12 protein-coding genes are annotated in these 14,706 nt (G+C 39.0%); 3 read left to right on the top strand and 9 right to left on the bottom strand.

Features of this window, described 5'->3' with window-relative positions; all coding sequences use genetic code 11:
- Nucleotides 1–31: 31 nt before the first annotated feature.
- Complete coding sequence (locus tag MED217_RS19135; protein ID WP_009780932.1) at nucleotides 32–205, bottom strand: hypothetical protein; 174 nt, start codon at nucleotides 203–205, stop codon at nucleotides 32–34.
- A gap of 421 nt (nucleotides 206–626) precedes the next feature.
- Here MED217_RS19135 and MED217_RS12710 point away from each other — a divergent pair, with 421 nt between their 5' ends.
- The 3 genes from MED217_RS12710 to MED217_RS12700 all read left to right on the top strand — a co-directional run bounded on the left by MED217_RS12710 (nucleotide 627) and on the right by MED217_RS12700 (nucleotide 3,808).
- Nucleotides 627–1,739 (top strand): metallophosphoesterase, encoded by a 1,113-nt coding sequence (locus MED217_RS12710; RefSeq protein ID WP_050759331.1) that lies wholly within the window; start codon nucleotides 627–629, stop codon nucleotides 1,737–1,739.
- Between the two features lie 94 nt (nucleotides 1,740–1,833).
- The gene (locus tag MED217_RS12705) at nucleotides 1,834–2,835 is read left to right on the top strand and encodes an aldo/keto reductase (RefSeq protein ID WP_009780930.1); all 1,002 of its coding nucleotides are present in this window, start codon (nucleotides 1,834–1,836) and stop codon (nucleotides 2,833–2,835) included.
- A gap of 58 nt (nucleotides 2,836–2,893) precedes the next feature.
- Nucleotides 2,894–3,808: a helix-turn-helix domain-containing protein gene (locus MED217_RS12700; RefSeq protein ID WP_040532822.1), complete on the top strand. Its 915-nt coding sequence runs from the start codon at nucleotides 2,894–2,896 to the stop codon at nucleotides 3,806–3,808.
- Between the two features lie 85 nt (nucleotides 3,809–3,893).
- Here MED217_RS12700 and MED217_RS12695 read toward each other — a convergent pair whose 3' ends face one another.
- From MED217_RS12695 to MED217_RS12660, 8 genes are all read right to left on the bottom strand, one after another.
- Nucleotides 3,894–4,979, bottom strand: a complete 1,086-nt coding sequence (locus MED217_RS12695) for an adenylate/guanylate cyclase domain-containing protein (RefSeq protein WP_040532817.1) — start codon at nucleotides 4,977–4,979, stop codon at nucleotides 3,894–3,896.
- Nucleotides 4,980–5,050: 71 nt separating this feature from the next.
- Nucleotides 5,051–6,307 (bottom strand): TolC family protein, encoded by a 1,257-nt coding sequence (locus MED217_RS12690; RefSeq protein ID WP_009780927.1) that lies wholly within the window; start codon nucleotides 6,305–6,307, stop codon nucleotides 5,051–5,053.
- Between the two features lie 55 nt (nucleotides 6,308–6,362).
- Nucleotides 6,363–9,488, bottom strand: a complete 3,126-nt coding sequence (locus MED217_RS12685) for an efflux RND transporter permease subunit (protein ID WP_009780926.1) — start codon at nucleotides 9,486–9,488, stop codon at nucleotides 6,363–6,365.
- A gap of 11 nt (nucleotides 9,489–9,499) precedes the next feature.
- Nucleotides 9,500–10,555 carry an efflux RND transporter periplasmic adaptor subunit gene (locus MED217_RS12680; RefSeq protein ID WP_009780925.1) on the bottom strand — a complete coding sequence of 352 codons (1,056 nt, stop codon included), beginning with the start codon at nucleotides 10,553–10,555 and terminating at the stop codon, nucleotides 9,500–9,502.
- Between the two features lie 31 nt (nucleotides 10,556–10,586).
- Nucleotides 10,587–11,177 carry a TetR/AcrR family transcriptional regulator gene (locus MED217_RS12675; protein ID WP_009780924.1) on the bottom strand — a complete coding sequence of 197 codons (591 nt, stop codon included), beginning with the start codon at nucleotides 11,175–11,177 and terminating at the stop codon, nucleotides 10,587–10,589.
- 788 nt (nucleotides 11,178–11,965) lie between these two features.
- Entirely contained in the window at nucleotides 11,966–13,276 is a 1,311-nt protein-coding gene (locus tag MED217_RS12670; RefSeq protein ID WP_225599919.1) for an NtaA/DmoA family FMN-dependent monooxygenase, read from the bottom strand.
- 41 nt (nucleotides 13,277–13,317) lie between these two features.
- On the bottom strand, nucleotides 13,318–14,067 hold the full coding sequence (locus MED217_RS12665; protein WP_009780922.1) for an NADPH-dependent F420 reductase: 750 nt from the start codon (nucleotides 14,065–14,067) through the stop codon (nucleotides 13,318–13,320).
- Nucleotides 14,068–14,283: 216 nt separating this feature from the next.
- Entirely contained in the window at nucleotides 14,284–14,706 is a 423-nt protein-coding gene (locus MED217_RS12660; RefSeq protein ID WP_009780921.1) for an organic hydroperoxide resistance protein, read from the bottom strand.

The raw sequence follows: 14,706 nt of genomic DNA, 5'->3' as shown, positions 1-14,706 counted from the left end.
TTAGCAAATGCAGATAAAATAAATTTATTTATTAAGATATTTTCTCTAAAAAAGATTCGTAAGAAATCCGTTTTCCATTGTCTAAATCTTTTATGCCTTTTTTTATTTCTTTTTGTTCAGATATACTCAATTCATCCCAAAAGTCCGTCTTTTCATTTTCCAATATGATTTTCGATAGTTGCAATTTTGTTGCTTGAATAGCCATACGTGATGTTTTAATCAAATTAACGAATTTATCAGTTGCTTTTCAGTTAGATGATCATGTAGAATTTTAATCTCGTCATTTGAACATGTTTAGAAAAATTAACCAGTTCTAGTCTGAGGTAGCTTACAAATAGTGTTCTTGCTGATGCATTTGTAGCAATGATAACGTACAGAGAGCTTTTCTCTATTCTTGTTATAAATCATTAGGCTTAGCCGAAATTGTAGATTTGAATTGGGCAGATTTGTGCAGTATAATTATTACATTTCTTTGTTAACTTAAAGAGTTGATTCATCATAATAACGATACGCTTTTAGTTAAGCATTAAATCGGCCGAAATCAACAAATCTAAACACAAAAAACAGAGATTTAAACCCTTTTCATAAAGCAATAGTTGTGACTTTTGTGGCCAGTAAAAAAATATATGAATTGGTTTCTGGTCATCGCTGTTTCGATTTGTGCTGCGCTATTGCTGTTTCTAGGGTATAGAATTACCGGAATTGGTACGTATTCTTGGCTTCTAGCATCCCTTATAGTGGGTACGGTATTGCTATACCCATTGGTATGGTATGGCGTTTTACCTGAAAAACCAGATTTGATTCTTAGAGCCCTAGTGCATTTCGATATCGGTCTACTTGGTCTACTGCTTACATTTCTTATCCTTAGAGACATCCTTTTTCTTCCATTGGTCTATTTAAAGGTGGAATGGGTATCTATTGTGTTTTCAAAATCTGCGACTTCATTTTTGTTTAGTTTCTCTTTTTTATTGCTCGCAGTAGGTTTTTGGAAAGCTAAGCTAGGACCGGAATTGGTAAGCGTTGAGATACCAATCAATAATCTACCCTCATCTTTAGAAAATTATAAAATTGTTCAAATCAGCGACCTACATACAGGCCCGGGTATTGACGCTACTTATGTAAATAATGCGGTAGAGATGGCGCTAAACCAAAAAGCAGATCTTGTTGTTTTAACTGGAGATATTGCTGATGGAAGTTTTGAAAGATATCAATCTTATCTAGCGTCTCTCTCAAAACTAACAGTGCAAAGTCAGGTTTTGTATGTCGTCGGAAATCACGAGTACCTCAAAGACAGTGATAAATGGTTAGCGTATTTCAAGAGTTTGGGTATTCAGGTGTTGATGAATGAACATCTTGTCGTTCCTGAAAAGGAAAGATCCATCCTTTTTGCCGGAGTCATCGATCCGGAAGTAAAAGAAGTGGATCCTGGCAGTGGACCTGATCTTCAGAAAGCACTTTTGGGAAGTCCGGAGACAGACCTTAAAATTTTATTAGCGCATCAACCCAATATTGCCGAGGAAGCTGCTCCCTATTTTGACTTACAACTTTCAGGGCATACGCATGCAGGACAGTTCTTCCCCTGGAATATTCTTATAAAACTTTTTCAGCCATATACGAAAGGACTTAACAAATGTGAAAATATGTGGGTCTATACCAATTCTGGAACCGGCTACTGGGGACCACCATTTAGATTGGGAACCACTTCAGAAATCACCGTACTCAAATTGACAAAACAATAGCTGAAGAGCGATTTGCATACAAACCTAAGAGATTTGAACACTTACAAGGACACTTCTTTCCTGAACTTTGTATCCGAATTAAAAACGAGAACTAATGAAAAAAGTAAAATTAGGATCACAAGGATTGGTCGTTCCACAAGTAGGACTTGGATGTATGGGAATGACCAAATTTGCCGGTCACGATGTGTACAAAACCGCAGACCAAGAAGAAGCCATTAATACCATTCACCGAGCACTGGAGCTGGGCGGTAACTTCTTAGATACTGCCGACCAATACGGTCCCGGAGACAATGAGCGCCTCCTTGGAAAAGCAATTCAGGGCAAGCGAGATCAGTATACCATTGCGACAAAGTTTGGTTACGAAATAAATGATAAGGGTGAATTAACCTGGAAAGTAAACGCAACACCCGAATATGTACGCACGGCTGTAGAGCGCTCTTTGAAAAATCTGAATACAGATTATATCGATTTGTATTACCTGCACCGTTTAGACCCCAATGTTCCTATTGAAGATACTATCGGAGCGATGGCGGATTTGGTCAAAGAAGGAAAAGTGAAATACCTTGGACTTTCTGAAGTCACTGCAGAAACTATAAAAAGAGCGCACAATATACATCCTATTTCAGCATTACAAACCGAATATTCATTGTTTGAAAGAACGGTAGAAGAAGCAGGTATTTTAAAGGCATTGGATGAAATGGGAATCGGTTTTGTGCCGTATTCACCTTTAGGTAGAGGTTTTATAACCGGAGATATTAAAAGTCCGTCAGACTTAAAGGAAGGCGATTGGCGTTTGAATATTCCTCGTTTTCAAGGAGAACAGTTTCAAAAAAATCTTGATTTGGTACAAGAAATTGAACTAATAGCAAACGAGAAACAAGTGACTACTGCGCAGTTGGCTTTGGCTTGGGTTTTAGTTAAAGGTTATGTTCCAATACCGGGAACCAGCAAAAGAACCCATTTAGAAAAGAACTTTGAGGCTACAAATATTATATTGAGCAATGAAGATGTGCAGCGTTTAGAACGGATTGTTCCACTAGGAGCAGACACAGGTGCAAGATATGATGCCCACGGAATGGAAAGTATTGATCAATAAGTTAACTACTTAAGAAAGGAAACAGCACAACTGTTTCCTTTTTTACTATTTTTAAATTATGAATAAAAAATCTTTTAAACACGTTTCCTCCGTGACCGAAGTGCATCGTATGCTCAATATAAAGTCACCAAAACATCCTCTTATAAGTGTCATCAATCTTGATGAATTAAACGAGGTCAACGAAGCTGTTCCCGGAAGTTTTATCAATGATTTTTATTCTGTTTTTATCAAAAAAGATTTTGATGGAAAAATGAAGTACGGCCAGCAATGGTATGATTTTGATGAGGGCGTAATGATTTTCTGTGGTCCCGGACAATTGATAGCTGTAGAAACCCCGGGCAAGAATAAACCACAAGGATGGTGGCTGCTATTTCACCCAGATTTTTTACAAACCTATCCTCTTGCCAATCGTATTAATGAGTTTGGTTTTTTTAAATACGAAATGAACGAAGCTTTACATTTATCTGATGAGGAAGAAGCCAATATTGGTGGCATTATGGAGCATATTCACAAGGAATACCAAACTTCGATAGACCATTTTAGTCAGGATGTAATCATTTCACATTTAGAAGTACTATTAAACTATTCCAATCGATATTATAATCGGCAATTTATAACCCGAAAACCTGCCAACACGAGTTTATTGAGCAAGTTAGAGCAAACATTAAATGATTATTTTGAAAAAGGTTTACCACTCCACAACGGACTCCCAACAGTTGGATTTCTATCCAATGCGTTACACGTTTCTCCAAATTATTTGAGTGATATGTTAAGAGCCACCACAGGTCAAACTACCCAACATTATATTCACCAAAAGGTAATTGAAAAATCAAAGGTGATGCTCAGTACAAGCGATTTGACAGCCTCAGAAGTAGCCTATCAAATGGGCTTCGATTATCCGCAGTCATTTAGTAAACTTTTTAAAGCAAAGACAAAAATGTCACCCATTCAATTTAGAAAATCCTTGAATTGATAGTTCTGGAACTCCGATGAATAACTTTTATAGCTGTATAATCATTTCTACTCTATTTTTTAAATTTTGGGAAAAGAATCATTAATCATTCTTCTTCCACTGAAAATAGATTGATAGGATGCTCTCTCCCTTCAAGATAATGTGAACCTAGCGCAGTAACTTTAAAGTTTAGGGCTATTTCCTCATTCTGATTTACCTCTTCTGAAATAAGTATTTTTTTATTCACAGTTTTGCAAAGTCTCTGTATTCTAGAACATACATTCATGGTGTCACCGTGAAAGGCAATTTCCCTTTTCAGGTCACCAATTTCAATAGCAGTAACGATTCCCTGATGTATACCGGCACGGAAAAACGGCACTGTTCCGTAAACAGAATTATAATAATCCTTTCTTTTTTCAAATCTTTTGTGTACTGCGAACAAGAATTTAATGGCTTTTAATGTATTAAAGTGTTCTAACTTCCAGGTAAGTACAATCTCATCGCCAACATATTGATAGATATGAGCTTTAAAGATTTTAGCTGCTTGGTTGACCTCCATAATGCTTTCCTGAATAAAACTACTATACTTTAAGTGCCCCAATTCTTCAGCCAAATGGGTAGAATCTTTGAGATCCAGAAATATAAAGATCCTTTTTTCTTCCTTAGGGAATCGATATTTACCAAGGATCATAGGCATAGTAAACCCGGGGCTGTTTTTACTGATCATTTCATTTATAAAGCTGACAATAAAAATCATAAACAAGGTATAAGTTAGGATGATAATATCAAAATTCCTCGTATTTGAAGGTGTTGTCGAATATCCACTTATAAATAAGTAACTATAGTCATTTAATACATTTTTTATGACGTTCAAAATAAGCCATAGAGCAACAAAATAAAAAATCGTCCTAACCAGACTGTTAACAATCAGAGAGCTACTTTTAAATGGCAATATTTTCAGTAATCCTTCCACTAGAGAAAGTACAGTTGCAGTTAAAAAACCAAATGCCATAAAAAAAAGAAAAAGCTTGGGGAATTTAATATTCCAATTAATGTCTAATGGCGTTTTTACCATTTGTGCCGTGAAATATAGTACGACCAACAGCACTCCATAGGCTACAAACCAAAAGCCAACCTGCCTGAAAAACAACCTCAAAAGTGGATATTGGTACAGGAGGCTTGATCTAAACATTCTTTTGTAATTAATATTATTAAAATATGGATGGTATTATGAAATGGACACAACCAAGAACTTACTGATTATTATAAGTTATCTGTTACAAATAAATAATTGGATTCTGCAATTTTATAATTGGCATAGGCATTGGCGTATTCGGTTTCGGCCGATTCTACTTGTTGTTGTGCGTCTAATAGATCGGTAAGATTATTAAGTCCGCTGTTGTAATTATCCCGTTGTACCTTTAGGTTCTCGTTGGCATACTCCAGATTGTCCTTAGCATAATTAATTTGCTTATAGGCATCCATCAGGTCGTACCAGCACTTCATAATGCCTATTTTAAGTTCGTCTTTACGATCTTGGAAATTATTCTGGACAATTTTTTCCTGCAAGGCTTTTTGCTTTACTTTATGACGCCCGGCTCCCCACCAATCGGAGATGGGAATGCTTACCATCCCAAAGGCAAACGGCATAAACTGACTCTCAATCGCATCGTTGAACGTCCCGAAATAACCCGCATTAACTCCCACAGAAACCTGTGGTAATACGTCTGATTTTGTAATTTTTGTTTGTAGTTGCGATGCGGTTATCGATTTTTCAAGCAACTTGTAATTATTGTTATTATCAAAATCAAGGTCGGGCTTAGGATATTTAATTCGGGGAGGGGTAACTTGCTTTAATGTATCTGCGACGACTGTAGTTGTATCATAAATTTTCCCTACATAAAGCCCTAAATCAAGTAATGCAAGTTTACGCTGATTACCGAGTTTGCTTTTTTGTAAAAGAACTCTGCTGCGGTTGGTTCTTACCCGCAATAATTGATTTTTAGCGATAAGTCCGGCTGAAAGCAAATCTTGCTGTTGCTTCAGTAATTCATCAAGGTATATTTTACTTGCCCGTATAGCTTTAAGTTGTTCTTGTACTTGTACTAGTTGCCAGTATTTCTGTTCAGTATTGAGAATTACCGAATCCACCGTCTGTTCGGCTTGTATGGTTCGGGTTTCCGCCTGAAGATTTGCCAAAGCGTTAGCACTTCTTATTTTTCCCCCGGCATACACAACTTCGGTCGCTGTTGCCCCTGCCTGATAAAAATTATCGATTCCATCGGGCAGTATTTCTGGTATAGGAGGTATAAAGTCCTTAAACCCATACAGTCCGACCCCCGTAGCGCTAATCTGCGGAAAATAGTTGGCAATAGCTTCTTGTTTGGCAGCTTCAGCTTGTTCAATTCTTATTTTTCCATTTTTGATATCGTTGCTGTACGATAATGCGGCTTGCTTAACTTCCTCTAAATTTAGTTTTTCTTGTGCAAGTAAACTCCCGCAGGACAAAAAACTTAGCATACAACAAATAACTAGGGATGTACTGTTCTTTATTAGCATCTTTTTCATACTATTTCTAGGCGTTTGCATTATTTTCTTTTGTTTCTCCTTTTTCCTCTTCGTCTTTCTCGTTCCTAAAGAACAGCCAGTATAATACGGGTAAAACATATAAAGTAAGTATCATAGACATCATTAAACCAAAAGCGATAACGGTTCCTAATGGTCCCCACAAACTTGATCTACTAATAATCATAGGTGTTACTCCAACAGCTGCTGCAGAGGAGGTAAGGAAAATAGGACGCATTCTTCGTTTGGCGGCGTGTGCGGCAGCTTGGTAAACTGAATGGTCGTGATGAATTCTCAATTCATTAGCAAAATCGATTAATATAATACCGTTTCTTACCACGATCCCGCAAAGTGCCAATAGCCCTAAGAAGGAAGTAAATCCAAAAGGATATTGCATTAACATTAGTCCTAAGGCTGCACCAAATATACTAAGCGGCATTGTGATGAAACTTAATAAGGCTTGTTTAAATTCCTTGAAATGCCAAAGTAGAATTAAGAATATAATAAGAATACTTATGGATAAGGAGATCCCCATAGGCATTAGGTTTTCCTGACTCATTTCGTGTTCGCCTCCATAGTCTACAGTAATGCTATCGGGAAGCATCATTTCTTCTATTTTGGGACGAAGCTTGCCTAATACTACATTAGCTACGGCTCCTTTTTCGATATCTACGCGTACCGTTAAACAGCGCATTCCGTTACGTCTAACAATTTGTTCTTGTTCCCAACCCGGGGCTATTTTGGCTACCTGACGTAGTGGTACTGTTTTACCGGTGTTAGGCGAAATAATGGATAATTCCCTTAGGCTGGAAACCGATTGATTTTTGTGATCTTCAGCCTTTATTTTTACGTTAATAGCGTAATCCCCATCCCAAACCTGTGTGGCATTTAAGCCTTCCATATTCATTGCTATAGTGTTGGCGATATCTTCACTTGTTAGTCCCAGGCGTGATGCTTCGGTTTCATTAACATCAATGGTAAGGGTTTGCTGCATTTCCCCATAATTGGTTCTAGACCAAATGGTTTCCGGAGTTTCCCTTGCCAGATCAATAATTTTGTTTCCGTAGCTTTTCAAGGTGTCAATATTATCACCAAAAAGGCGCACTTCTACCTGCGCAGGTTTGGCAACCATATTCAGCTGTTTCATCCTTACATACGCATTGGTAAACATTTCAGAATATTTTTTATCATATTCTTTTAACACCTCTTCCGTAGCATCGTCTGAGGTAGTGGTCACTAAAATTTGGGCGTAGTTTTTAGCAGGAAGGTTAGGCGCATATACCATATGAAATCTTGGAGAACTTTCGCCTATAAAACTGGTATAGTCTTGAATACGCTCATCTTTTTCCATTACCTTCTCAAACGCTTTAACTACTTTTTCTGTTTCCTCGAGACTGCTGTTTTTAGAAAGATAAACTTCTACTGCAAACTGGTTCCTTTCAATTACCGGAAACAATTCCTGCGATAGGTTAGAGAAAAAGAATACTCCTACAACTATAGAAAGTACACCAATACCTACTGTAATTTTATAATGCTTCATGGCGCTTTCAACACTCTTATCGAAAAAGTGCTGTAACTTTTCTAGCATCGATTTTTTCTTCTCTTTGTCTTCATCCTTTTTGTTATGGTGCAATCCTTTTTTAATGAATATGGTATTGAAGAAGGGCACTAATAATACAGAAATGGCCAGCGAAAGGAATAATGCCAGCATTATAGTATAGGGGAAGGTACTTAAAAAGTCTTTCTCGGTTCCTGTCATAAAAAATACTAAAGGCAGGAAGGTGGCCGATATGGCAAGGGTTGCTGTAAATACCGATGGGAAAAGTTCTTTGGCACTGTTAAGGGCGGCTTTCCAAACCGATTGTCCTTCATCTAGTTTCTCTACGTGGTTATCTATGACCACAATGGGATCATCTACCACAATTCCCAATACGATAATTAGGGCGGCTAAGGTTACGGTATTTAGCTCCATTCCCAGCATAAACATTAACGCAAGGGTGGCGAGAATGGTAATAGGAATGGTGGCTGCGGCAACTGAAGCTACACGAAAGGGTAGGAGCAGTAGCGTTACAATAATTACCCCGGCTAGGGCAAAGCCGAATTCTTTAAGGAAGTGGGTTATGGAATGATGAACTACTTCGGGCTGGTTGGCAATTTTTCTTAACTGAATATCCTGCGGAAGTTGTTCTTTAAAGGTGTCGAGTTTTTCATCAATTCGGTCTCCAAATTGTACAATATTGTTACCGGAAGCCATTTCGAGCGTGATGATCATCGCTTTGGTTCCATTGGCGGTAATAAAGGAGTCTGGATCTTCGTATTCTTTTTTTACTTTGGCAATATCTCTTATACGGATCACGCGACCGTCTCGATCGGTGCTTACAATGTGGTTTGAAATATCGGTCACATTTTTAAGAAACACCTCCATATTTATAGGACGGTCAAAAGTGGGCGACTCTAAAGTGCCGTTGGGCCGTATGGTTCCCTGCGATTGCAAGCTTTGCATTAAAGTGCCTGGGCTAATTCCGTATTGTGCCAGTTTATTTTGATCTACGTAAACCGAAATTTGCTCGGTAAGTCCGCCGGAGTGGCTAATTTTTGCCATCCCTTTCACCTGCCGAAGTTGATCTTCTATTTCTTCTACGTGTTTTTGCAGGTCTTTGTAAGGTCTGGTTTTAGATTCTACGGCCAGGATCATCGCGGCAGTACTTCCAAAATCACTATTCACTATAATTCCCTTAACGCCGGGAGGGACACTACGTTGCTGAAAGATTAATAGATCATTCTTAAGCTTGTTCCAAAATTGTTCAGTTTCATTGTGGCCTACACGGTTGGCTACTTCCACATAAATGTACATTTCGCCATCACGGGTATAAGAGTAGGTTTTTTCTTTGTCTACTTCATTATAGCTGAACAGGAATTTTTCGACTTTAGCGGTAAGTTGTTCTTCTACTTCTTGTGAATTGGCACCGGGATAAAACCCCATTACCACTCCTTGTCTAATCGTAAATTCAGGAAATTCGTTACGGGGCATATTGAAAAGCCCTAACAAGCCAATCACCACAAAAACAGAAGCTAATGCCAGTGGAAAAGCTTTGTTTTTCATTGCCCATTCTATCATAGAACCTTGTTTTTTCATAAAATAAGCACTTATTGTTTGTTTTTAATGGTAACCGGAGTGTCTTGCGTAAGCTTATGATAGCCTGAAGTGATAAGTTGATCTCCTTTTTGTAAACCTTCGGTGATGGCGATGCCATTGTTGTATAGTTTTCCGGTTTTTACAATGCGTCGTTCTGCCTTATTTTCATTGACTACATAGACAAAATTTTCATTCTTTTCGGTTACCGAAACGGTTTCTACAGGAACAATGAAAATTTTAGAGTCCTCTTCTGAAGTTTTTTCCTTTTCGGGAAGTATAACCGTACAGGCCATACCGGGCTTTATTTTTTTGTTTTGATTAGTAATGGTAATTTTTGCGGTATAGCTCGGAGTATTGCTATCTGATTGTACGGATATTTCGGTAATTTCACCTTCATATTCGGTATCTAAGACCTCTATTTTCACAATAGCTTTATCTCCGGTTTGATATTGATTAACCTGATCGTCTGGAATAGGAATAATGGCTTTAAGCTTATCAATATCAAAAAAATCGACGATGGGTTGCCCGGGTGATGCCAGATCTCCGGTTTCCATCATTTTTTCACCAATATAACCCGTAAAAGGAGCGGTAATACGGGTGAATTTCACGTTTTGGTAGCTGGCTTGCGCGGCTGCTTCGGCCTGTTTGTAATTGGAGCGTGCTTCTACCATTTTTACTTCAGCAATACTTCCTTTTTTATAGACTTCTTCTACACGATTGTAATTGTCTTTTGCCATTTCAGCTTGCGCTCTTCTTGCTTCATACTGTTTTTGATAGGCTGTACCATCTATTTTGGCAATTAGGCTTCCTTTTTGTACAAAATCGCCCATACCTACCGGAAATTGTTCAATGGTCCCGGATACCTGAAAACTTAGTTTTACGCTTTTATCGGCAGCAATTCTACCAGTGGCAGAAAAATGGGCTCCACTACTTTCTAAAGAAGTGTTGCCTACCATTACGGTTTTAACCTCGATGGGTTGAATTTCCCTTTCTTTTTCTTCTTTTTTACAACTTTGAAGCGTTAACGTTGCCAAACAAAACAAAAGGATGAAATGAAACTTGCGCATATGTTATAATTTTAATTTGTGAGGATTTTAGTTATTGATCGTATTTTAAACCTTTAATAAGAATATTGACAAGCCAATCGAGCCTTACTGACATATTTTCTATGATGCCGTAAAGGAGCATTTCTTTTTCTAAACCGCTATAGGCGGTTACCATAGTCATTGCTAAAAATTGCCTATTTTCCTGATTAATGGGAGCGATTTCTTTTTTATGGATTGCCCACGTGAGTATTTCTTGAAAAATACTATTCTCTATATGTCTTAACTTCATAAATAGGGAATGAGCAATATTGAAGTCTTGCCTGATATCTTCTAGTAGAAAAGTATATTCTTTGGTTTTGTCTATGAGACTTTTGAGTTTAATCTCATTATAGAACCGTAGGTTTTCTTCAATGTTGTTGGATTTTTTAATTTTTGCTTTAGCCGGTTCTATTATAGAAAGATATTCCATCTCGGCCACCTGCTCAAAAACCTCGTGTTTGTTTTTAAAGTAATAGTAGAGTGTACTCCTTCCTTTATTTGCGGCTTTAGCAATATCGTCCATTGTGACTTTATCAAATCCTAATTTTTTAAATACCGCTACGGAAGAATTGATAATGTGCTCTTTAACTAAATCATCTTTCATTCAGCAAAAAATAATATTACGTCTAATTTTAGACAAATATAGTGTTTTTGTCTAAAAATAAAATAATCAAGAGTTGAATTTTTTCTAAATGCCAAAATCAATCTAATGGATCGCTGCTATTGAAGACTGTTAAGTTTTATCAATATAGATCTAAACCAACCTGTGAAAACATTACAAAAAATGCCTGTTAGGTAACGTTATGTAGAAGATTATATCGAAATAGTCTGGTTTTAAAGATTGAAAATTAATAAGCTCCAGGATTCTGCAATAGAACCTGTGTTGTAGGCATCAAATCCCGTATCATTGACCAGTTGCATGGCTGTTTCTATACTGCTTTAACGATCTCCTAATACTGTTAGAACTATTCTTCCCGGCGTTCCGTTCGGCAGGACACCCATTACAAAACTGGGTGCGATACTAGTGCTAAAAGTTTTCACTACCGGCCGGCCAATTTACCTCTCAACCCAAAGGCTGTGTAGTTAACCTTGTTCTAATTCTTCGATCACACCATCTCGGGATGGAAAATAATTGGAGATACCGATCATAGGTATCGCTATCTCCAACTGACTGAACAAATCCTTTGGTAATCCCGTGACTTTCCTGAAAGAGATGCAGAATAACAGGATCTTCTGTCTAAAACTACCTATTCAATTTTGACTGCTTTGACACCTGTTTGACCTGCGAAATCGATCGTATGCGGTCCTCTGGAATTGGTAATTATTATTTGATGTCCCTTTTTGCTAAATTTCTGAGCTGGTGTTTCCTTATCAATCTGCCAACAATTATTCTTATTTGTTTTTATGATTCATTATTCTAGGATCAATACCGTATTGATCTGGCACTCCCAGATTGGCTCGAAATGTTTCCCCTTCATAATCCTCATGGAACAAACCACGCTGCTGAAGAATAGGCACCACTTCATCTACAAAAGCATCGATCCCATCAGCATTCACATCTGGTGTAATCCAAAATCCATCTACAGCGCCTGCTTCAAACCATTCCTGCATATGATCTGCGGCTTCTACACCCGGTCCAACAATCACCGGATGGTAATCAATAACACCATGGGCAATAATATCGCGAAGACTCCAGCCTTCTTTTGCAATTTTTAACGCATGAGCAGACCTAGGATCATAAGGAGACGGGCGTGCATTTGTTAACTGTGCTTGGTTTAGCGGTTCGTTCAATCGATTGATATCAAGAGGAATACCCAGCATACGTTGCAGGTAAGCGACTCTTTCCGGGAAATTACTCTCCGTTAACTGAATCCTGCGATCTAAAGCGGTACGCCTGTCTTTGGCAATCGTGGTCATGAGACCTGCAAAGAATTTGATCTCATCAGGATCACGACTATACCGCTTAGCTGCATCTCTAAACGCTTTGCGTTGAGCCCGCGCATCATCAATGGTGAAGGTAGCGCCAACCACAACATTGGCAAAACGTCCTGCGAGTTCGTGGGCATTAGGGCTACCACCGCCATGAACGATCACAGGCTGTCCTTGCGCTGATGGTGGAACATACAGCGGTCCGCTAGCGCCTACATATTCGCCTTGCAGATTAATGGCATTGATAGCCCCTTTTTTTGTGAATTCGCTATTTTCTTTGTTGTGGACCCAGGCATCCTTTCCCCAGCTTCCCCAAAGTGCCTGCATCAGCTGAATCATCTCATGGGCTCGGCCATAGCGCTCCTCACTCGATGGAATCCTCTTGCCGTAATAAGCTGCGGTATCATCTGTACTCGAGGTAACTGCATTCCACCCTGCCCGGCCGTGGCTCATTACATCCAAAGCTTTGAAATGCCTTGCCAGATTGAACGGTTCGTTAAATGTTGTAGAACCGGTTGCTACCAACCCAATCCGTTTCGTTTCCCGTGCGATGGCGGCCATGGTCATCATCACATCGATATTAGGGCCGGGAGGTTGGGTCTCAATATCTCTTTCGCTGGCCGGCCCATCAGGGAAAAACAGAAAATGCAGTTTACCGCGTTCGGCTGCCTGCGCCTGTTTTACCATGACATCAAAGTTTGTGAAACTTTCCGGGTCTACGCCGGGCATGCGCCAGGCTCCGGGTTGGGAGCCATAGCCATTGCCCAGGTGCATAGCAACCAGTATTTTTTTTGCATTGTTCTGCATATTGGGAACTACATAATATATAAAACCCTGTTTAGGCCTACAAGAAACTTATTGTCTACAGAGCTCATTTCGCCATCTGCCCGCTCTGCGACAGCCGCAACCGCCAGATCTCTACGCTTTGGCAAACGTTCTTTTTCCGCAGTATCAATCAATTCTTCTATTTCGTGCAGAGAAAGATCTGTACAGTAAACAGGGGAACCCGGTTGTTGCCTCCAGGAATCAGCCAGTGAGCCTGCATCGAAAGCATCAAATCCGGTCTCATCCACTAATTGCATCGTGATTTTACGATCCTGGTCACGATCTGCCGCAATAGGAATGGCAATACGATCTGAACTTCCGGCCGGCTTTCCGCTTTCTTCAAAAGAAATATATCCTATGGCATTCCAAGCCTTGGCAATAGGTCTTCCTAATTGTTCGCTTACCCACAAACTTTCTACTTGACCTTCGTCAATAGCGGGGATATTGTTGTCTCGTGACGGATAATAATTAGAGGTATCTATTATGGTTACGTCTTCTGGTACTTCTGCAAGAAGGGGTTTGATCTCCGGAATTCGGTTGAAAGGGATCGATAAGATGATGACATCTTTACCCTTAACCGCTTGCTCAGCGGTAACAGGTTCTGCTCCTGTAACAAGTGCCGCTTGCTCTATAGTTTCTGGGCCTCTTGAATTGGCTACTTCTACTTTATGCCCTGAGTCGGGCAATGTTAGCGCTAAGGTCTTTCCTATATGACCTACTCCTAAAATTCCTATTTTCATATCATTATTATTTTTAAAAGCTTAGTTACAAATTTACTAAAACACACTTTCTTTAGTATAGTACTTTCCTAAAGGAAAGCGTTAATATATTGTTTAAATCAGGTAGCTGAATTAACGCAAGGTGATTAACCACATCCACATTTTGCATAAAGGAAATACTGGATGAACATCAATAAGCACTACTGCATTTTCATTCATTCCCCGTTTTCAAGCTTTTTAATTGTTAGTTGTACTAAGTTTTACTTCAATGTTATTTCGGGTAGCGTTTGAGTAGGGGCAAACTTGGTGAGCTCGATCCGTAAGCCGTTGTGCTTCTTCGATTGATACGTCTGCGATATTAACTGCCAGTTCTACCGCCAAGCCAAAGGCTCCGTTTTCTGTTGAACCGATAGATACTTTAGCTGTTACAGAAGTTTCACCTGTTTTTACTTTTTCCTGCCGTATAGTATGGTTTAAAGCACTATCAAAACATGCGGCGTAACCCGCAGCAAATAATTGTTCAGGATTGGTGTAATCATCATTGGCACCCCCCATGGCTTTAGGTGCTCTAACCTGAATATCCAACACACCATTATCTGATTTAACATGACCATTTCTGCCACCTGTTGCCGTTGCTTCGGCTGTATACATTGCTTTCAT

The organism is Leeuwenhoekiella blandensis MED217, from assembly GCF_000152985.1.
GTDB lineage: Bacteria > Bacteroidota > Bacteroidia > Flavobacteriales > Flavobacteriaceae > Leeuwenhoekiella > Leeuwenhoekiella blandensis.
Note: the sequence above shows the minus strand (reverse complement) of the source record. Positions and strands in the feature narration are given on the sequence as shown.

Excerpts from the sequence above, each read along its gene's own strand:
- MED217_RS19135 (WP_009780932.1), bottom strand. The coding sequence starts at position 205 with ATGGCTATTCAAGCAACAAAATTGCAACTATCGAAAATCATATTGGAA.
- MED217_RS12690 (WP_009780927.1), bottom strand. The coding sequence starts at position 6,307 with ATGCTAAGTTTTTTGTCCTGCGGGAGTTTACTTGCACAAGAAAAACTA.
- MED217_RS12665 (WP_009780922.1), bottom strand. The coding sequence starts at position 14,067 with ATGAAAATAGGAATTTTAGGAGTAGGTCATATAGGAAAGACCTTAGCG.
- MED217_RS12670 (WP_225599919.1), bottom strand. The coding sequence starts at position 13,276 with ATGCACCTGGGCAATGGCTATGGCTCCCAACCCGGAGCCTGGCGCATG.
- MED217_RS12705 (WP_009780930.1), top strand. The coding sequence starts at position 1,834 with ATGAAAAAAGTAAAATTAGGATCACAAGGATTGGTCGTTCCACAAGTA.
- MED217_RS12700 (WP_040532822.1), top strand. The coding sequence starts at position 2,894 with ATGAATAAAAAATCTTTTAAACACGTTTCCTCCGTGACCGAAGTGCAT.
- MED217_RS12680 (WP_009780925.1), bottom strand. The coding sequence starts at position 10,555 with ATGCGCAAGTTTCATTTCATCCTTTTGTTTTGTTTGGCAACGTTAACG.
- MED217_RS12695 (WP_040532817.1), bottom strand. The coding sequence starts at position 4,979 with ATGTTTAGATCAAGCCTCCTGTACCAATATCCACTTTTGAGGTTGTTT.
- MED217_RS12685 (WP_009780926.1), bottom strand. The coding sequence starts at position 9,488 with ATGAAAAAACAAGGTTCTATGATAGAATGGGCAATGAAAAACAAAGCT.
- MED217_RS12660 (WP_009780921.1), bottom strand. The coding sequence starts at position 14,706 with ATGAAAGCAATGTATACAGCCGAAGCAACGGCAACAGGTGGCAGAAAT.
- MED217_RS12675 (WP_009780924.1), bottom strand. The coding sequence starts at position 11,177 with ATGAAAGATGATTTAGTTAAAGAGCACATTATCAATTCTTCCGTAGCG.
- MED217_RS12710 (WP_050759331.1), top strand. The coding sequence starts at position 627 with ATGAATTGGTTTCTGGTCATCGCTGTTTCGATTTGTGCTGCGCTATTG.